We start from the raw sequence: 18,570 nt of genomic DNA on the forward strand, positions 1-18,570 counted from the left end.
TACGCGCCCTCGCTAACCTGCTTTATTTACGCTGTCGCTCATGCGTTCTGGCCGTCGAGCAATTGCCCTTGTGGCGTGCGACTGGCACCGTTCTCCGCGACCAGTTGGCCCTGCGGCGTACGACTGGAACCATCAGCGGCAACCATTTGGCCCTGCGGTGTACGGCTTGATCCATCTGCGGCGAGCGTCTGGCCCTGCGGCGTGCGGCTGGAGCCGTCAGCGGCGATCAGTGCATCGCTGCCCTCCTTCGCCACGGTGGTCAGCTGGAAGCAGGTGCTGCTGGCGCAACTGCTCTGCTCTACAGCACTGTCGGCGTGGGCGGCGGCACCGGTGAAAGCGAAGGCTGCGGCGGTCAAAAAGCGCGAGACGTTGTTCATGGCAAAACTCCTTGCAGAAAAAGTAGGGATGGCTCAGTTCTGGTTGTTGCAGCCGTCAGCGAATTTGCTGTAATCCAGCTCGCGGGTCTTGCCGGCGGAATCGAGGTAGGTCATGCGCGCCTCGGTGATGCCGCAGGTCACCGAAGTGTCCTCGGTCATCGACAGCACTTTCTGGATATCCAGATGGGTGCCGTAGGTGTAGGTTTGCCGGCTGACGTCAGCTTCGGCGTGGGCCGACAGGGTGCAGATGTTCAGAGCGGCGAACAGGCAGGCGGCGAATACGGATTTGTTGTTCATGGTGGTGTCCTCAAGGCTTCAGTGGGTTTTGAGCCGAGGCGATCTGTGTGTGCCTCGATGGAGCCTATTTGAGGCGCTTGAGGTATCGCGTCTGTGTCAGGAAAGGACGAGAATCACTCGCTGTGTATCCACGCGGTGGGTAGATACACAGCGATACAAAACCCGCAGAAAATCGCGTTTTTGCGTCGGCGTGTATCCGCCGTCGGGGCAGATACACTGCAATACAAAGGCAGGCAGGCGTGCGGTCCACGGCGCTATAGACTGCACGGCATTCCCCTTTTGACAGAGGCTTGAACCGATGGAACATGTCGATCACATTCTCATCGTCGACGACGACCGCGAGATCCGTGAACTGGTAGGCAACTACCTGAAGAAGAACGGCCTGCGCACGACAGTGGTCGCCGATGGCCGGCAGATGCGCAGCTTCCTTGATGCCAATACCGTCGACCTGATCGTGCTCGACATCATGATGCCCGGCGACGATGGCCTGCAGCTGTGCCGCGAATTGCGCGTAGGCAAACACAAAGCAACGCCGGTGCTGATGCTCACCGCGCGCAACGATGAAACCGACCGCATCATCGGCCTGGAAATGGGTGCCGACGATTACCTGAGCAAACCCTTCGCTGCACGTGAGTTGCTGGCGCGGATCAACGCGGTGTTGCGCCGCACGCGCATGCTGCCGCCGAACCTGGTGGTCACCGAAGCTGGGCGCCTGCTGGCCTTCGGTCGTTGGCAACTGGACACCTCGGCCCGTCATCTGCTCGACAGCGACGGCACCATGGTTGCCCTCAGCGGTGCCGAATATCGCTTGCTGCGGGTATTTCTCGACCATCCGCAACGGGTGCTCAGTCGTGATCAATTGCTCAACCTGACCCAGGGCCGCGAGGCCGATCTGTTCGACCGTTCCATTGATTTGCTGGTCAGCCGCTTGCGTCAGCGCCTGCTCGACGATGCCCGCGAGCCGGCCTACATCAAGACCGTGCGCAGCGAAGGTTATGTGTTTTCGCTGCCGGTCGAACTGCTCGGGGCGCCAGCATGAAGCTCAAGCTGCAATGGCCGCGCACCCTCGCCTCGCGCCTGTCGCTGATCTTCCTGATCGGGCTGATTCTGGCGCAGGGCCTGTCGTTCGGAGCGCAGTATTACGAGCGTTACCAGAGCGCGAAAAACACCATGCTCGGCAACCTCGAAACCGACGTCTCGACCTCGATGGCAATCCTCGATCGCCTGCCCGCGGCGGAACGCGAGGCATGGCTGCCGCGCCTGGCCCGGCGTAATTACGGCTACCTGCTCAATGAGGGCGAACCGGGCATGCCGGTGACTTCGGCGGAAGAGTCCGTCGCCATCGCCTCGATTACTGCGGCCATCGGCGACACTTATCCAATCATGTTTACCGAGGTCCCCGGTGGGCCGAGACGACATTTCCAGGGCCACCTGCGCCTGAGCGACGGCAGCCCGGTGACCATTGATATCCGTCCGGCGATGGTGCCGTTGTCACCGTGGTTGCCGGTGGTGCTGCTCGGCCAATTGGCGTTGCTGATCCTTTGCACCTGGCTCGCCGTGCGCATTGCCATTCGGCCCCTCACCCGCCTCGCCAATGCGGTGGAAACCCTCGACCCCAACGCGCATCCGATCAAGCTCGACGAGCAAGGCCCGACCGAAGTGGTCCACGCGGCGCGGGCGTTCAACGCCATGCAGACACGCATCGCTGCCTACCTGAAAGAACGCATGCAACTGCTGGCGGCGATTTCCCACGACCTGCAAACGCCGATCACCCGGATGAAGTTGCGCGCGGAATTCATGGACGACTCGGTCGAAAAAGACAAACTGAGCAGCGATCTCGGCGAGATCGAGCATCTGGTGCGCGAAGGCGTGGCGTATGCCCGCAGCATTCATGGCGCCACCGAAGAAAGCCGGCGCACCGATCTCGACTCGTTCCTCGACAGCCTGGTCTTCGACTATCAGGACATGGGCAAGGACGTGCAGCTCGGCGGCAAGAGCAAAGCGGTAATCGAAACCCGTCCGCAAGCGCTGCGCCGGGTCCTGGTGAACCTGACCGACAACGCCCTGAAATTCGCCGGCGCCGCGCAACTGCAGGTCGAAGCGCACGGCAACAGCCTGTCGGTGAAAGTCCTCGATCGCGGCCCGGGCATCGCCGAGGCCGAACTGGCGCAGGTGCTGGAACCGTTCTACCGCGTAGAAAACTCGCGCAACCGCGACACCGGCGGCACCGGGCTCGGGCTGGCGATCGCCCAGCAACTGGCGATGGCGCTGGGCGGCTCGCTGCTGTTGAGCAATCGTGAAGGTGGCGGCCTGTGCGCTGAACTGAAGTTGCCACTGCACAGCTGACAGTCGCTGTTTAAATTTCCCTCCTGACTGCCTGCTGTTTCCATTCGAACAGCAGGCATCTGCCTACAACTGCGTCGGAATTGCCCGACTGTTGCGCCCAGGCGAAGACCCCTATGGTTATGCATGTCCAGATGCCCTGCCACTGTCAGACCTGACAGTAGCGGGCCTTCAGCATTCTGCTGTCTGATGACGGCTCGCGAACCGTAACGAGGATCAGCCATGACTCTGCTCGAATCCGTCACACAGGTGTGTCGTCGGCTGGCCCCCGGCGGCTGGCGTTCGCTGATGTTGGCCCATGGCCTTGATCTGCTTGCGGAGCCACTGGCAGCCGAACTTGCGCGACCGTTGACGATTGACCGCAGCGTGAGCGGATTCGAAGATTTCGACCCTGAGGGAGTCTGCGCAATCGAAGCGTCGATGCCCTCCCGCAGTTTGCTCTATCACGCGCTGGCCGCACCCCGAGTCACTGTCGATGCAAACGGAGCGGATCTGTTGCTGTTTCCGACACCGGGCGAAATCGAAAGCGTTCTGAACTACGTCTACAGCATCGCACCTCCCACCTTCGAACAATTGCGCGTGACAGCTGCAGGCGCACCTTTGGCGGTGGTGGCCTTTGCCAGTGAATATCGCGGCGCGGCCGACACCGTGCACGGCCGGCACGCCGATCTGTGCTTTTCGCGCACCGGCATTGCCCGCGTCGGCACTGCGCCTGCCCGGTATGACGCCAGAATGCGGTGCTTCCTGCCCTTCGTCGACGGCGATGTGCATGGCATTGCGGTCATGCCAGTGCGCTACAGCGCGTACATTGCCATGCAACTGCGCGGTGATGCACAACGCTTCGGGCCGATGGACTTTCAGGTCGAGGTCGACCCCGGACTGGATTTCTGGGTGCCGCTGCACAAGCTGTTCGATGGCGATCAGTGTCTGGCGGGCATGGAATTGTCGGTGACGCTGGAAAATCATCAGGTCAACGAGAAGTTGCGGCACATCCATTTACGTCACAGTGGCACTGGCTGGGAGGAGCCGCAGATCAGTCAGCCGCCCTTCGTTGTGAGCGATGACCTGGCCGACTGGGCTGCTGCCGAGGAGTTCGGTGCCGGCCTGCTTTTGCCAGAGCCGAAAGCGCGGCTGGTCACACCCGCCCTATTCGAAGGGCGACCGCTAGCGTTCCAGATGCCGGCTAACACAGGCGGCATGGTGCATGGACGCCACAAGGTCGACGCGGATGGCAACATCGAGGATCTGAACAATCGCGCCGATGTCGAAGCACTGGTTCGTCAAGGGGGCTATCAGGCCCTGCACTATCAAGACGCGACCGCTGACGGCTGGGTCCGACCACACTGTGCGGCACTCAGCGACCTGCTGCCGACGGTGGCTGCCTATTCGATTATCGGCCCTCCGGACTTTTACCCACTGTGCAGTCAGCGCAAACTGCTGCACTGGGTCCGCGAAGAGCCGCTCTTCCCCGATCCCGACATCTGGCACGCCCGCCTCGAAGCACTTTCCAACGTGCGGTACTGCGCCAACCTGAATCTCAAGGATCAATTGTTTTCCGACACGGATCGAGGGGTGACGGCGATTGTCGCTTCGGCTGAGCCCCGCCTGCGCGCGCCGGCGCAAATACCGCTCGCTCAGAATTCAAGACCTTCCTCACTGCCCGACGGCGCTGCCGGGGTTTTCGGTCCGGGCTGGGAGGTAGGCTGGGTTCGGCAGAAAACACCCGATGCGCAATGGATCAACGTACTGGCTGGCTATCAGATGGCAAGCCCGTTTCCCGAAGACGCGAAAATCTGCGCGGCTCTGGGCTCCTTCTGGCCGGGGGTGGCGCCGGATTCGGCGCGAGTCTTCGAACCACGCGCGAGCCTGCACACCATAATTCCCCTGACCGATCAGGAAATCGGTCAGAACGGTGCCATTGCCTGGGACGATCAGCACGGGCCGCAAGTAATCGTTGAAGGCAACCGCCTGTTCGCCCGGTACCACGCCTACGCCCACGCCGATTACACGCAGGTCGCCCTGAACGGGCATTTTTCCCTGAGCCTGACCGGCCATACGTCGCAAACCGCGTATGAGCGGCGTGTCGTTTCAATGCATCGGGTTTATCAGGTGCTTGGCGCTGACGATGACAACGCCCAGCGCAATGCCTGGCCGCTGATGTCGTTTCTCGAGGTGCAGCAACCGGACAATGAACTCGATACGGCACAGCTGGAAGCCGGCGTTGCTCTTGAGGGGTGGGTACAACGTTTTTCGATGTACAAACGCGGGGCCGTCAGCATTGCCGATGATGATTTCAAGTTGCGTCACGTCGAAGTGGAGCGACAGGTCCTGTTGTTCGTCAGCGCCGATGCCATCCTGATGAAACAGGATGCAGGATCCTGGCAGATCGCTGATGAAACACTTTGATGTTGTGGTGATTGGCGCTGGACCTGCGGGCTGCGCCAGTGCCATCAGCTGTGCTCGCCACGGGCTGAGCGTGGCTTTGCTTGAACGGCAAGCGTTTCCCCGATTCCGCCCCGGCGAAAGCCTGCACCCGGGGATCGAACCGTTATTGCGGCGACTCGGCGCCGCCGACCTGCTCCGTGCCCCGTCGACACTGCGTTTTGAAGGTCAATGGGTGCACTGGAACGGTCTGCCCCGCTTCAATCCTTTTGGCGCCGACGTAGACGGACCCTGGCACGGTTTTCAGATCACCCGCGCGCAACTTGACGGCGCCTTGTTGCAGCAAGCCGCGTTGGCGGGCGTAGATGTGCACCAGCCGTGTCGGGCACGCAGGGTCCTCACCTTCGCACAACAAGTAATCGGCGTAGAAGCCGACGCCGGTTGCCTTTACGCCTCGTACTTGATCGATGCCAGTGGTGCAACCGGCTGGCTTGGGCGGCAATTGCACCTGACGGAGCAAATCGATTCTCCTGCGTTAGTGGCCCGCTATGGATATCTGCAGGGTCAGCTCGAACCTTACGGGAGCAATCCGCACCTGCTGGCCACTGAAGATGGCTGGACCTGGATCGCCCGGATCGGGGCGCAGTTGATCCACTGGACGCATCTCGCGTTTGAAATCGACGCACTGAAGGCCGTAAAGCCGTCCCCCCCAATGCTGCCCGAAGACCTCCTGGCATTACCGCAGGTGGGGCCGATGCGCGGTGCCGAGGTAAGCTGGCGAATCAGCGCATCCGTTGCCGGTGGCGGCTACTTTCTCGTGGGTGATGCTGCAAGCCGGCTCGATCCGGCGTCGTCGCATGGAGTGCTCAAGGCGTTGATGAGCGGCATGCAGGCCGCCCAAGCCATTCACGACAGCCTGGCCCGGCCGTTACTGCGAACCCTCGCGCAGGCGCAGTATCAGCAATGGCTGCGCTGCTGGTATGAGCACGACCTGACACAGCTGCGCAGTTTCTATGGTCGACACCCGTTACCGCCCCGATGGCTGGGCACCGATTAGCAAAAGAAGGCTAGACTCAATCATTACCCAGTCGAGGGGGCCGCAGGACTTCTGCTGTGCCCTGCCCCTATCCGTGACCACCGCCCGGTGGCGCCTGCCTCGACATTCAACGCCGCCGGACGGTGATCCTGTTTCAGGAGCACACGTGATGAATGAGGCGAAGCTCAACGAGTTCATGGGCAAACTGGTCAGTGACATGGGCGGCGCGGCGATGCTGGCCAATGTCATCGTCGGCGAAGAGCTCGGCCTGTACCGGGCGATGGCCGACAGCCAACCGATCAGCCCCGAAGCCCTCGCAGCAAAAACCACCTGCAATCCGCGCCTGGTGCGCGAGTGGCTCAGCGCCCACGCCGCGTCCGGCTACATGGAGCACCTCGACGGTCAGTTTCGCCTGCCGGAAGAACAGGCATTGGCGCTGGCCGTAGAGGATTCGCCGGTGTACGTCGCCGGCGGTCTCGGCGTGGTCGCGTCGTTTTTCCATGACAAGGACAAACTGGTCAAAGCCATGCGCGGCAATGGCGCCCTGTCCTGGGGCGATCACCATCCGTGCATGTTCAGCGGCACCGAACGCTTCTTCCGCCCCGGCTACAAAGGTCACCTGATAGCCGAATGGCTGCCGGCGCTGGACGGCGTGGTAGCCAAGCTGGAACGCGGCGCCAAGGTTGCCGACATCGGCTGCGGCCACGGCGCCTCGACGGTGATCATGGCCCAGGCCTTCCCCGAATCGCAGTTTGTCGGCTTCGACTTCCACGCGCCGTCAGTCACTGTCGCCACGCAACGCGCCGAAGAAGGTGGCGTGGGCAATCGCGCCAGATTCTTCGAGGGCACGGCGAAAAACTATCCCGGCGGCGACTACGACCTGATCTGCTTTTTCGACTGCCTGCACGACATGGGCGACCCGGTCGGCGCCGCCCGCCACGCTTATGCGTCACTGAAAGACGACGGCACGGTGTTGTTGGTCGAACCGTTCGCCAACGACAAACTTGACGATAATCTCAACACTGTCGGGCGCCTGTTCTATGCAGCTTCCACGTTTATCTGCACGCCCAATTCGCTGTCACAGGAAGTCGGCCTCGGACTCGGTGCGCAGGCCGGAGAGCTACGCTTGCGCAAGGTCTTCACTGAGGCCGGGTTCAAGCAGTTCCGCCGCGCCACGCAGACGCCGTTCAACCTGATTCTGGAGGCGCGCAAGTAACCGACTGAAAATGCGAAACCTGTGGCGAGGGAGCTTGCTCCCGCTGGACTGCGCAGCAGGCCCCTTCTTTTGCGGCCGCGTCGCGCCCGAGCGGGAGCAAGCTCCCTCGCCACGGTGGTTGGTGCTAACCTGCGGGCACTGCCCATTCTGGAGTGCTGAGCATGCTCGATAGTCCGATCCGCGAACACCTCGATACGCTGTTGCAGGCCATGGCCGAGGATAAGTTTCTCGTCCTGACCGGCGCCGGCATCAGCACGCCATCGGGAATTCCGGACTACCGCGACAGCGACGGCGTGCGTCGCGGACGGCAACCGATGATGTATCAGGAATTCCTTTCTGCCGCGCAATCACGCCGGCGCTACTGGGCGCGGGCCATGCTCGGCTGGCCGCGCGTGCGAAAGGCCCGACCGAATGCCGCGCATGAGGCGCTGGCCACGTTGCAGCAGCGTGGCCGGATCAGCGCTTTGATCACGCAGAACGTCGACACCTTGCACGACCAGGCTGGCAGTCACGATGTGATCGAGTTGCATGGCAGTCTGCATCGGGTGCTGTGTCTGGATTGCGGACAGCGCAGTGAGCGCGACGAGATCCAGCGGCAGATGGAAGCGCAGAATCCCTATCTCAGTGGTGTTGATGCGGTGCAGGCGCCGGATGGCGATACCTTGCTCGACCCGGCCTTCGAAGCACGCTTTCAGGTGCCGCAGTGCCCGCATTGCGCGGGTGAGCGGATGAAGCCGGATGTGGTGTTTTTCGGCGAGAACGTGGCGCAGCCTACCGCGGCGCGGGCGCTGGCTGCTGCTGAAAATGCAGCGGGGTTGCTGGTGGTAGGGTCGTCGTTGATGGCGTATTCGGCGTTTCGCTTGTGCCGGGTGATTGCCGAGCGTGGCAAGCCGTTGATGGCGATAAATCTGGGCAAGACTCGGGCGGATGAGCTGCTGGATTTGAAGATTGAAGGGTCGTGTGAGGCGCTTTTGCCGTGGTTGGCTGAAAAGCTGGAACGGTGAGATTTTGAGTATTGGGTTCGGCTTGAAATCGGCCCCTCACCCTAGCCCTCTCCCGAGGGAGAGGGGACTGACCGAGGTGTTTGTACGGGATTCGTCGACCTGAAATCACTCATCGAACTCAGGTTTTTGATTGCCGTGCTGGTGCCAGACTCAATGCGCCCGATCCAGGCCCACCAATAATGCGCTGTCGCGGCTGTAGATATCCGGGGCGTAACGCACGTGGCCGCTGCTGTCGACTTGCGCCGTCCAGTAAGTCATCAGGATCGGCACCGGCGCCGACAGGCGAAATTCATGGGTGGTGCCGCTGGCGAGCAATGTGTCGGTGCGGGTCTTTTCTGCCGGTGACAGCAGCAGATCGCGCAGTTGCAGCGGATGCTCGACACGCACGCAGCCGGAGCTGAACGCCCGTGGGCCTTTGTCGAACAGCGCCTTGCTCGGCGTGTCGTGCAGGTACACCGAGAACGGGTTGGGGAAACGAATGACCATCTGCCCCAACGGATTGCGCGGCCCGGCGTCCTGGCGCAGGAGGATGTTGCCGGGGTTGTCCCAGTCGATGTCCGCTGCCGCCAGAGGCTGACCGTTGGCGTCGAGCACTTGCAGGTTCTGACGGCTGAGGAAGGTCTGGTCCTTGCGGATTTCCGGCAGCTTGTCTTCTTTCCAGATGGTCGGCGGCACGGTCCAGGTCGGGTTCAGTGTCAGCCGGGTGACGCGGGATTTGAGCAGCGGGGTCTGACGTTCGGCGCGACCGACCTGGGTGCGGGTCTGCCACACCGGCTGACCGCCCTGATACAGCGTCAGCTCGGCGGCGGCAACGTTGACCACCAGACCACTGGGCTCCATGTCCTGGGCCATCCAGCGGAAACGTTCGAGGTTGACGCGCAACTGATCGCGGCGGGTCAGCGGGCTGATGTTCAGCTCGGCAATGGTGCCCGGTCCGACCACGCCGTCAGCCTGCAACGAGTGACTGGCCTGAAAATGCTTCACGGCTTCCACCAGTACGTCGTCGTAGGCATTGTCCGGCGGCACCAGCGCCTGAGCCAGATAACCTTCGTTGTACAGACGCCGGGCGAGTTCCGGCACGCGCGCATCTTCCATCGCCGGGCGCAGCAGCGGGCCGTTGCCGACCGGCTGCCATTGCGGCAAGGCCTGCAAGCGTTGCGCGGCATACAGCTGGCGCAGACTTTGATACTGCGGCAGATGCGGACGCGCAAGGTTGAACGCCGCAGCAATGTCGTGCATGCCCGGCACGGCGATGCTGAGCAACTGCGCCTGACGGTCGGTCGGCGGGCCGTCGACACGCCACAGCGGCTCGAAATGCGATTGCAACAGACGGCCGTAATGCAGATCCTGCAAGGCCTGCAGGTAGTTGCGGCTGATGTCGATGTCGGCGCACAACTCGCCATCCTGCGGCGGTATGGTCGCGACAGCGTAGCGATTCGGGTTCAGGCCATCGTCGGCCAACAACTGCAATTGCTCGCGCAACACCGGCAATCGAGCCGATTCAATTGCCCACACCGGCATCCAGTCCTGCTGCTCATAGAACGCCTGCAACTGGCTCAGCGCCGGGCCATTGAGGCGCGCGGCTATCGCCGGGCACGACTGTGGCAAGCTGATCAACACGGCCTGCAACGGGCTGCGCGGCTCTACCGGCAGTTGCGTTTCAGGCGTCGGCAGGGTTTCGAGCGGGGGCAGCGGCTCATCGGCGCAAGCGACAAACGGCGCAGCGAGCAAACAAATGCTCAAGTAGCATGCGTACTTTTTGAACAACTGCTTTACTCCAATCCATGGCCGTCCAGATGACGGTCAACCTTACATCAGGTGCGCTGAACAGTCAGGCTCGAACCGCGAGCCTGCGGGTATTGACTGGGAGTCAGGAGCCAAAGTGCCGTTTATGTAGCAAGTTGAGGACACTTTATAAAATGTTGACGTTTTTGCGCCGACTTCTGTTGAGCACCGCGACCCTTGTCGCCGTGACCAGCCCAGTATTTGCCGCCGGCAAGCCATCGCCGGTTCTCTACAACAGCCTCGCCCACGCCGCGCCGGAACTCAATCCCCAAGCGCTCAAAGGTGCATTGAACGCCATGCAGTGCGCGGTCAACAACGGCGCGAAACCCTCGCGGCACCTGGCGATCATCGACTATTCGCAACCGTCCACCGAACGCCGTCTGTGGATTTTCGACTTGAGCAAACAGAAATTGGTCCTGCGCGACCTGGTTGCCCACGGCTCCAACTCAGGGGAAAATTTCGCCACGCAGTTTTCCAACCGCGAAGGCAGTTATCAGTCCAGCCTGGGCCTGTTCCGCACTCAGGAAAGCTACGAAGGCACCCACGGCTATTCGCTGCGCATGGATGGTCTGGAACCCGGTTTCAATGATCTGGCCCGCGATCGCGCGATCGTGATTCATGCCGCCAGTTATGTGAACCCGCTGTGGAGCAAGCGTCAGGGCCGTATCGGCCGCAGTCAGGGTTGCCCCGCCGTGCGGCCGCAAATCGCCAAACAGGTGATCGATCGCCTGAAGAACGGCCAGTTCATGTTTTCCTGGTACCCGGATCAGCGCTGGCTGCAAAAGTCACCGTACCTGAACTGCCAGCCGCAGCAGGTGGCGAGCATCCTCAACACCCACGCCAGTTAACGCGCGTCGCCGCCGGCAGGTTTGTAGAAGAGGAACCTGCCGGTCTGCGCGGTGTTGCGATAGGCCTTGGCCCAGCTCGGGCGGACGCCGCGATCGTGAAAATACAGGGCGCCGCGAGTGCGGTCCTTGAGTTGGCGGTTCAACGCCTTGCCGGCGATTTCCTTGGCCAACGTGTATTCGGCGTCTTCCTTGACCTGATCGGGCTTGCCATCGCACCACCAGGAAAACTGGCAATTGCCGCTTTCCGAACCCTGTTTGACCACTGCGCACACCGTGTCGGGGAAGCCATCATGGCCGAGGCGATTCATCACCACGCTGGCAACGGCCTCCATTTCCGGGGTGTCCTTGCCCTTGGCTTCCCAGTAGATGCTGCGCGCCAGACAGGTCAGCGGATCGTCCAGTGGCGCGGCACCGGCCGGGTCTACGGCCTGCGCTTCGGTGGGGGTGATTGCCTCGGATTTCGGCGCCGGCGCAGCACTGACCTTATCGGCCGCTTTCTCTTCCAGCACCTCGGCTTTCTGTTCCGCCTTGGCCTCGATCGGGGCCTGAGCGCCAGCCCATGCTGCACCGGCCAAAACGATACACAACAAACCGCCCGCCAAGCCTTTCAATCCCATGTCGGTTCTTCCGTCAGCGCCCGCCCGGGGCATGATGTTACGTCGGTGAGGCGCCCGGTTTGCGGGGCCTTCGCGAAGTGTAGCGAGCAAACGCGCGAGCACACCAGCGCAGAAAAAATCCGCCGCAAAGAAAAACACATTCACCCTCCGGGGGCCTTTCGCGCATCATGGGCGCATTCAGCTCAAGGGAGATTTCCATGCGCTTCATGCCGTCCGTTTTGCGTTGTGCCGCACTGTCGCTGGGCGTGGTGTTCGCCACCTCGGCGCTGGCCGCCGATGAATTGCAATTGATCGAGTCGATCAACAGCTATCGCAGCCAGCCGCAGCGTTGCGGCACGCAGGCGTCGAACGAGTTGCCGCCGCTGTCGGCCGACCCGCGCCTGCGCCTGCCGGCCAGCGGCGCGGTCGATCTGCAGCAAGCCATGACCAGCGCGCACTACCCGATGGTCAATGTGCAGGCGATCACCCTCAACGGCCCGCGCGATGCAGCGGCGGCGATGCAGGCGATCAAGGAAAGCTTCTGCCAGGTGGTGCTCGATCCGCAGTTTGTCGATGTCGGCGTCAGCCGCGTTGATCGCGACTGGCGCATCGTCCTCGCGCGCCCATTGCTGACCGCGAAACTCGGCGATGCGCAAAGCGAAGGGCAAAAGCTGCTGGCGCAACTCAATACCGCGCGCAGTCTGGCGCGCCAGTGCGGTGGCCAATCCTTCGCGGCGGCGCCACCGCTGGCCTGGAACGCCACGCTGGGCACGGTTGCCCAGGATCACAGCCGCGACATGGCCAACAATAATTACCTCGACCACAAGGACCGCGACGGCCGCACACCCGGCGACCGCGCCGAACTGTCCGGTTACGGTGGGCAACTGGTTGGCGAAAACATCGCCGCCGGGCAAGACACCGTCGGCAAAGTCGTCGACGGCTGGCTCGCCAGCCCCGGCCATTGCGCCAACCTGATGAACCCGCAATACCAGGAGCTGGGCGCCGCGTATGCGACCGATCCGAAAAGCAACGCAGGCATTTACTGGACGGCAATGTTTGGCGCACCGTAAGGCATCATCGACGCCGTCAATCACTCGGTCAGCCAGAGTGATTGGACGGCATGGCGAGCGCAGCCTACCCTGCGCGATCTGCGCCGGTTGACGGCGCTCCACATCCACGAGGCGAGCCCATGACACAGCGTGAATTGATCGATGGTCACAACCGCCGCGTGGATTATCTGCGCCTTTCGGTCACCGACCGCTGCGATTTTCGCTGCGTCTACTGCATGGCCGAGGACATGCAGTTCCTGCCGCGCCAGCAGATCCTCACCCTCGAAGAACTGTTTCAGGTTGCGCAAAGCTTCGTCGCCCTCGGCACGCGCAAGATCCGGCTCACTGGCGGCGAGCCGCTGATCCGCCCCGGCGTCGTGCAGCTGTGTGAGCAGATTGCCGCCCTGCCCGGCCTGCGCGAACTGTGCCTGACCACCAACGGCTCGCAGTTGGGCCGGCTGGCCAAGCCGCTGTTCGACGCCGGGGTCAAGCGCCTCAACATCAGCCTCGACAGCCTCGACCCGCAGCGTTTCAAGGAACTGACCCGCACCGGCGATCTGGCGCAGGTCATCGAAGGCATCGATGCCGCCCGCGCTGCCGGTTTCACTCGCACCAAGCTCAATTGCGTGGTGATGCAGGGGCGTAACGACCACGAGATAAACGATCTGGTCAGTTTCGCCATCGAGCGTGATCTGGATATTTCCTTCATCGAAGAAATGCCGCTGGGCGCGATCGCCGAACACAGCCGCGCCGAGTCGTTCTATTCCAGCGCGCAAGTGCGTGAACGCATCTCCGAACGCTTTACCCTGATCGACTCCACCGAATCCACCCAAGGGCCATCGCGCTACTGGCGGGTTGCCGAGGCGCCGAACATTCGCCTGGGCTTCATTTCGCCGCACAGTCACAACTTCTGCGGCACCTGCAACCGCGTGCGCCTGACCGTTGAAGGCCGCCTGCTGCTGTGCCTGGGCAACGAGCATTCGATGGATCTCAAAGCCGTCTTGCGCGCCCATCCGGGCCATCCGGAACGCCTGGAAAACGCGATCATCGAGGCGATGAAACTCAAGCCGTATCGACACAACTTCGAAGTCAACGACGACGTGCAAGTGGTGCGTTTCATGAACATGACCGGCGGCTGATTCGCCGCGCAACCGGGACCCGAGATGATCGTCAGACCGAGACCCAATCAGTTCGCCGTGCTGTTCACCCTCAGAGGCTCGATCGCCAAACGCATCGCCGTGCGTACCTTGATGCTGACCCTGCTGGCGGCAGCGATTGTGCTGGTTGAAATCCTTGTGCCGCGCTACTTCGCCGAGATCAACGCGACACCGTTCACCCTGCTCGGCCTGTCGCTGTCGATTTTCCTCAGCTTTCGCAACAACGCCTGTTACGACCGCTGGTACGAGGGCCGCAAGGCCTGGGGCGAGGTGCTGTTGCGGGTGCGCGCAGTGATGCGCGAAACCCAAGGCATCGAAGACGCCAGCCTGCGTGAACAACTGTTGCGCAACCTGTGCGGGTTTGCCCATGCATTGAACGCACGACTACGCGCAGAGAGTGAGGCGCAGGCCAGTGCCGACTGGGTCAGCCCGCCGATCGATGGGGCTGCGCCGGACCACTGCGGGCGGATCCTGCATCAGGTCGGGCGCCAGTGTTCCGAGCTGGAATCGGCTGGCGTGCTGTCGCCATGGCGCTATCAATTGCTGGCCAATCACCTGACTTGCCTGAGCCAGGCCCAGGCCGTGTGCGACCGGATCAAGCACACGCCGCTGCCCTTCCCTTACACCCTGTTGCTGCACCGCACCATCTACCTGTTCTGCCTGCTGCTGCCCTTCGCCATGGCGCAATCGCTGGGTTGGCTGACGCCGCTGTTCACGGCAATTGTCAGCTACACCTTCTTCGGCTTCGACGCGATTGCCGATGAACTCGAAGACCCGTTCGGCCGCGATGAAAACGATCTGCCGACCGATGCACTGGTGCGCACTTTGGAGCGCGATGTGCTGCACGAACTCGGCGTTTCGCCGTTGCCCCCCGCGCCCGAGCCGGACGATTACGTGCTGCGCTGAAAGGCATGGCGGCAAGCAACGATAGGGCCCGGCGTGTTCACTCTGGACCGAGGGGCGGCCATTCGCGAGCAGGCTCGCTCCCACAGTTGAAATGCATTCCAATGTGGGAGCGAGCCTGCTCGCGAAAACAGTTGAAATGCACTCTCCTGTGGGAGCGAGCCTGCTCGCGAAAAAGGCAACTCGGTCAATCAGCCCAAACGCCGCAGAGCGCCACCGGCAAATCTCCCGTTTACACGCGCGCAAATTCCCCCTTACTATCCGGGCACACCGGTCGCCGGGCCTGCCCTGCCGCCGACGCTTTCCGCCAACGGAAACACGCGTTATGAGTACGTCACCACAACAACCGCAAAGGTTGCACGTCTCTGCTGTACGCGCCCACTGCAAACGGGGCCGCGTATGAACCGCATCGTCAATCTGCCCATGGCCCTGCGCCGCTCCAAGCTGCGTCACTCCGCACGCCCGCCGGATATCGCCTGCTGATTTCTGTCGGTCACTAAGCCATTGTGGCGAGGGAGGGTGCTCCCACTGGACTGCCTGGCAGCCCCGCCTTTGAACAACAAGCGAGAGCCGCTTCGCGCCTCAGCGGGAGCAAGCTCCCTCGCCACAGGTTCTGTGTCCTCTGACTGATCGCCCTATGAAATCCCTGTCGGGACGCCCTGTCGGTGTCCGGCCGAATCTGCGCGCCTGTGCGGCGCCATCGTGAGTGATTTGCCATGAAATTCGCAGCCATCGAAGAGGCACGCCTGTTCCTCGAACAGAACCCTGATATCGACATGATCGAGCTGTTCATCCTCGACGCCAACGGCGTGCCGCGGGGCAAGCTGTTGCACCGCGAAGAACTGCTCGCCGTGTACGAAAGCGGCCGACCATTGCCAAGCACCATTCTCGGCCTGACCGTGCAAGGCGAGGATGTCGAGAACTCCGGGCTGGTGTGGGACGTCGGCGATATCGACTGCCGCGCCTATCCGCTGCAAGGCAGTCTGGTGCGCCTGCCGTGGCGGCAGATTCCGACCGCAGCAGTGCAGGTCAGCATGCACCCGACCGAGGGCCTGCCGGCGAGCATCGCTGACCCGCGGCACCTGCTGATCAAAGTCATCGACGGGCTCAAGGCCGAGGGTTATCACCCGATCATGGCCTGCGAGCTGGAGTTCTATCTGCTCGACGCCAAACGCGATCACAACGGCCGCCCGCAACCGGCGCTGGACGCCGACGGCGGGCGACCGCGACACACGCAAGTCTACGGTTTGCGCGAGCTGGAACAGATCGAACCGTTCCTCGCTGACCTCTACAGCGCCTGCAAACTGCACGGCATTCCGGCGCGCACGGCGATTTCCGAATACGCCCCGGGCCAGGTGGAAATCACCCTCGAACACGGCGATGCACTGCTGGCGATGGATCAGGCCGTGCGCTACAAACGTCTGGTCAAAGGCGTGGCGCACAAGCACGGCATGCAGGCGACGTTCATGGCCAAGCCGTTCGATGATCTGGCCGGCACCGGCATGCACATGCACGTCAGCCTCGCCGATGCCGAGGGGCGTAATCTGTTCGCCTCGCAAGACCCGGCCGGCACGCCGCTGTTGCGCACGGCGATCGGCGGCATGCTCGCCTCCTTGCTCGATTCGCTGTTGCTGTTCTGCCCCAACGCCAACTCTTACCGGCGTTTCCAGGCCAACAGCTACGCGCCGCTGGCGCCGACCTGGGGTGTCGACAACCGCACGGTCAGCCTGCGCGTTCCTGGCGGCCCGGCGCCCACGCGACACATCGAACACCGCATCTGCGGCGCGGACGCCAACCCCTATCTGGCAGCGGCGGCGATTCTTGCCGGCATTCATCGTGGCATTCGTGAAGAACTGGATCCGGGCGCGCCGGTCGAGGGCAACGGTTATGCCCAGGCGAAAGAATTGCTGCCGACCGATTGGCTGACGTCGTTGCAGGCGCTGGAAAATTCCGCGTGGGCGCGGGAGGCTTTCGGGGAGGAATTCCTTGGGGTGTATCTGGCGGTGAAGCGTGCCGAATACCGGCAGTTCATGGCGCAAGTGGGTGAGCAGGATTGGCGGTGGTACCTGACCGAAGCCTGATTCCCGGGAGTACACACCTCCTGTGGGAGCGAGCCTGCTCGCGAAGGGGCCATGTCAGTCACCCTAGTTGTGAATGACACACCGCCTTCGCGAGCAGGCTCGCTCCCACAGGGAATGCACTTCGACCCAGAATTTTTTTGTGGACGCTGACATGACCATTCGCTGCAATTCCTACTACACCGCCACCCTCAACCAGGACACCGATTACCCCACCCTGCAAGGCCGGCACAAGGTCGATGTGGTGATCATCGGCGGCGGTTTCACCGGCGTCGCCACCGCTGTCGAACTGGCGGAACAAGGCCTGAAAGTCGCCATCGTCGAAAGCCACAAGATCGGCTGGGGCGCGACCGGGCGCAATGGCGGGCAAGTCACCGGCAGCCTCTCCGGCGACGGTGCGATGCGCAAACAGATGCGCGCGAAACTGGGCGATGACGTCGACAATTTCATCTGGCATTTGCGCTGGCGCGGGCATCAAATCATCCGCGAACGCGTCGACAGATATGCGATCCAGTGCGACCTCAAACACGGCCATCTGCACGCGGCGTACAAGCCGAGCCACATGGACGACCTGCGCAAGGATTACGACGAAGCCGTGCGACGAGGTTTGGGCGATGAAGTGAGCCTGCTCGACCGCAGCCAGGTTCGCGACCTGCTGCAAAGCGAGCTCTACCACGGCGCGATCAAGAACACCCGCAACATGCACCTGCACCCGCTCAACCTGTGCATCGGCGAAGCCCGGGCGGCCGAAAGTCTCGGCGCGCTGATCTTCGAGAACAGCGAAGTGCTGGAGATCATTCACGGCGACAACCCCGGCGTGCGCACCGCCCACGGCCAGATCGACGCCAGTCAGGTGATGCTCGCCGGCGATGTCTATCACAAGCTTGAACCGGGTCAGCTCAAGGGCAAGATTTTCCCGGCCATGGGCGGCATTGTCACCACCGCGCCGCTCGGTGATCTGGCAAAACAGATCAACCCCGAAGACCTCGCCGTGTACGACTGCCGCTTCGTCCTCGATTACTACCGGCTCACCGCCGATGGCCGTTTGCTGTTCGGCGGCGGCGCCAACTACAGCGGCAAGGATTCACGGGACATCGCCGCCGAATTGCGCCCGTGTATCGAACGTACGTTCCCGGCGCTCAAAGGCGTGCCGATCGATTATCAGTGGAGCTGCGCAATGGGCATCGTCATCAACCGTATCCCGCAACTGGGCAAGCTCTCGGACAATGTCTGGTATTGCCAAGGCTACTCGGGACACGGCATCGCCACCACGCACATCATGGGCGAAATCATGAGCCGGGCGATCACTGGGCAGATGGAGCAGTTCGACACCTTCGCCGCTTGCCAGCACATTCGCGTGCCGATGGGCGACCTGCTCGGCAACCCGTTGCTGGCGGCGGGGATGTGGTATTACCAGATGCTTGAGCGGTTGCGCTAATCCATTACCTGTAGGAGCTGCCGAAGGCTGCGATCTTTTGATCCTGCTTTTAAAAATCAAA

The 18,570-nt window shown here is 62.3% G+C and carries 16 protein-coding genes; 12 read left to right on the forward strand and 4 right to left on the reverse strand.

Annotated features, from left to right (window positions below; translation table 11 throughout):
* Positions 1-38 precede the first annotated feature (38 nt).
* Positions 39-377 carry a hypothetical protein gene (locus GXB78_RS18010; RefSeq protein ID WP_329516393.1) on the reverse strand — a complete coding sequence of 113 codons (339 nt, stop codon included), beginning with the start codon at positions 375-377 and terminating at the stop codon, positions 39-41.
* Positions 378-410: 33 nt separating this feature from the next.
* Complete coding sequence (locus GXB78_RS18015) at positions 411-674, reverse strand: DUF2790 domain-containing protein (RefSeq protein WP_016775158.1); 264 nt, start codon at positions 672-674, stop codon at positions 411-413.
* A gap of 298 nt (positions 675-972) precedes the next feature.
* Here GXB78_RS18015 and GXB78_RS18020 point away from each other — a divergent pair, with 298 nt between their 5' ends.
* From GXB78_RS18020 to GXB78_RS18045, 6 genes are all read left to right on the forward strand, one after another.
* Positions 973-1,713, forward strand: a complete 741-nt coding sequence (locus GXB78_RS18020; protein WP_253502908.1) for a response regulator — start codon at positions 973-975, stop codon at positions 1,711-1,713.
* A complete protein-coding gene (locus tag GXB78_RS18025; RefSeq protein ID WP_329516394.1) occupies positions 1,710-3,020 on the forward strand; it encodes an ATP-binding protein in 1,311 nt (436 codons plus the stop codon). The genes GXB78_RS18020 and GXB78_RS18025 overlap by 4 nt, the downstream gene beginning before the upstream one ends.
* Before the next feature lie 219 nt (positions 3,021-3,239).
* Positions 3,240-5,423: a hypothetical protein gene (locus GXB78_RS18030; RefSeq protein WP_329516395.1), complete on the forward strand. Its 2,184-nt coding sequence runs from the start codon at positions 3,240-3,242 to the stop codon at positions 5,421-5,423.
* Positions 5,410-6,456, forward strand: coding sequence for an NAD(P)/FAD-dependent oxidoreductase (locus GXB78_RS18035; protein ID WP_329516396.1), 1,047 nt, complete (start codon positions 5,410-5,412; stop codon positions 6,454-6,456). The genes GXB78_RS18030 and GXB78_RS18035 overlap by 14 nt, the downstream gene beginning before the upstream one ends.
* A gap of 148 nt (positions 6,457-6,604) precedes the next feature.
* Complete coding sequence (locus tag GXB78_RS18040; protein WP_329516397.1) at positions 6,605-7,651, forward strand: class I SAM-dependent methyltransferase; 1,047 nt, start codon at positions 6,605-6,607, stop codon at positions 7,649-7,651.
* Between the two features lie 161 nt (positions 7,652-7,812).
* A complete protein-coding gene (locus tag GXB78_RS18045) occupies positions 7,813-8,655 on the forward strand; it encodes an NAD-dependent protein deacetylase (RefSeq protein ID WP_329516398.1) in 843 nt (280 codons plus the stop codon).
* Positions 8,656-8,805: 150 nt separating this feature from the next.
* On the opposite strand, the gene GXB78_RS18050 is transcribed toward GXB78_RS18045, so the two are convergent.
* Positions 8,806-10,422, reverse strand: a complete 1,617-nt coding sequence (locus tag GXB78_RS18050) for a L,D-transpeptidase family protein (protein WP_329516399.1) — start codon at positions 10,420-10,422, stop codon at positions 8,806-8,808.
* 152 nt (positions 10,423-10,574) lie between these two features.
* Here GXB78_RS18050 and GXB78_RS18055 point away from each other — a divergent pair, with 152 nt between their 5' ends.
* Positions 10,575-11,288, forward strand: a complete 714-nt coding sequence (locus GXB78_RS18055) for a murein L,D-transpeptidase catalytic domain family protein (protein ID WP_064363540.1) — start codon at positions 10,575-10,577, stop codon at positions 11,286-11,288.
* Here GXB78_RS18055 and GXB78_RS18060 read toward each other — a convergent pair.
* A complete protein-coding gene (locus GXB78_RS18060) occupies positions 11,285-11,905 on the reverse strand; it encodes a cell wall hydrolase (RefSeq protein WP_329516400.1) in 621 nt (206 codons plus the stop codon). The genes GXB78_RS18055 and GXB78_RS18060 overlap by 4 nt on opposite strands.
* Before the next feature lie 197 nt (positions 11,906-12,102).
* Here GXB78_RS18060 and GXB78_RS18065 point away from each other — a divergent pair, with 197 nt between their 5' ends.
* The 5 genes from GXB78_RS18065 (at position 12,103) to GXB78_RS18085 (ending at position 18,509) form a co-directional block, all read left to right on the forward strand.
* Positions 12,103-12,954 (forward strand): CAP domain-containing protein, encoded by an 852-nt coding sequence (locus GXB78_RS18065; RefSeq protein ID WP_329516402.1) that lies wholly within the window; start codon positions 12,103-12,105, stop codon positions 12,952-12,954.
* A gap of 119 nt (positions 12,955-13,073) precedes the next feature.
* A complete protein-coding gene (gene moaA, locus GXB78_RS18070) occupies positions 13,074-14,072 on the forward strand; it encodes a GTP 3',8-cyclase MoaA (RefSeq protein WP_329516403.1) in 999 nt (332 codons plus the stop codon).
* A gap of 24 nt (positions 14,073-14,096) precedes the next feature.
* Positions 14,097-14,996, forward strand: coding sequence for a bestrophin family protein (locus GXB78_RS18075; RefSeq protein ID WP_329516404.1), 900 nt, complete (start codon positions 14,097-14,099; stop codon positions 14,994-14,996).
* A 713-nt stretch (positions 14,997-15,709) separates the two neighbouring features.
* Entirely contained in the window at positions 15,710-17,074 is a 1,365-nt protein-coding gene (locus GXB78_RS18080) for a glutamine synthetase family protein (RefSeq protein WP_329516405.1), read from the forward strand.
* A 151-nt stretch (positions 17,075-17,225) separates the two neighbouring features.
* A complete protein-coding gene (locus GXB78_RS18085) occupies positions 17,226-18,509 on the forward strand; it encodes an NAD(P)/FAD-dependent oxidoreductase (protein WP_329516406.1) in 1,284 nt (427 codons plus the stop codon).
* The last annotated feature ends 61 nt before the right edge of the window (positions 18,510-18,570 follow it).

It is taken from the genome of Pseudomonas moraviensis subsp. stanleyae, from assembly GCF_036283065.1.
Classification (GTDB): domain Bacteria; phylum Pseudomonadota; class Gammaproteobacteria; order Pseudomonadales; family Pseudomonadaceae; genus Aquipseudomonas; species Aquipseudomonas stanleyae.

Coding starts and splice junctions, on each gene's coding strand:
- GXB78_RS18025 (WP_329516394.1), top strand. CDS start 1,710: ATGAAGCTCAAGCTGCAATGGCCGCGCACCCTCGCCTCGCGCCTGTCG.
- GXB78_RS18075 (WP_329516404.1), top strand. CDS start 14,097: ATGATCGTCAGACCGAGACCCAATCAGTTCGCCGTGCTGTTCACCCTC.
- GXB78_RS18010 (WP_329516393.1), bottom strand. CDS start 377: ATGAACAACGTCTCGCGCTTTTTGACCGCCGCAGCCTTCGCTTTCACC.
- GXB78_RS18040 (WP_329516397.1), top strand. CDS start 6,605: ATGAATGAGGCGAAGCTCAACGAGTTCATGGGCAAACTGGTCAGTGAC.
- GXB78_RS18055 (WP_064363540.1), top strand. CDS start 10,575: ATGTTGACGTTTTTGCGCCGACTTCTGTTGAGCACCGCGACCCTTGTC.
- moaA (WP_329516403.1), top strand. CDS start 13,074: ATGACACAGCGTGAATTGATCGATGGTCACAACCGCCGCGTGGATTAT.
- GXB78_RS18060 (WP_329516400.1), bottom strand. CDS start 11,905: ATGGGATTGAAAGGCTTGGCGGGCGGTTTGTTGTGTATCGTTTTGGCC.
- GXB78_RS18020 (WP_253502908.1), top strand. CDS start 973: ATGGAACATGTCGATCACATTCTCATCGTCGACGACGACCGCGAGATC.
- GXB78_RS18065 (WP_329516402.1), top strand. CDS start 12,103: ATGCGCTTCATGCCGTCCGTTTTGCGTTGTGCCGCACTGTCGCTGGGC.
- GXB78_RS18085 (WP_329516406.1), top strand. CDS start 17,226: ATGACCATTCGCTGCAATTCCTACTACACCGCCACCCTCAACCAGGAC.
- GXB78_RS18030 (WP_329516395.1), top strand. CDS start 3,240: ATGACTCTGCTCGAATCCGTCACACAGGTGTGTCGTCGGCTGGCCCCC.
- GXB78_RS18045 (WP_329516398.1), top strand. CDS start 7,813: ATGCTCGATAGTCCGATCCGCGAACACCTCGATACGCTGTTGCAGGCC.
- GXB78_RS18015 (WP_016775158.1), bottom strand. CDS start 674: ATGAACAACAAATCCGTATTCGCCGCCTGCCTGTTCGCCGCTCTGAAC.
- GXB78_RS18035 (WP_329516396.1), top strand. CDS start 5,410: ATGAAACACTTTGATGTTGTGGTGATTGGCGCTGGACCTGCGGGCTGC.
- GXB78_RS18080 (WP_329516405.1), top strand. CDS start 15,710: ATGAAATTCGCAGCCATCGAAGAGGCACGCCTGTTCCTCGAACAGAAC.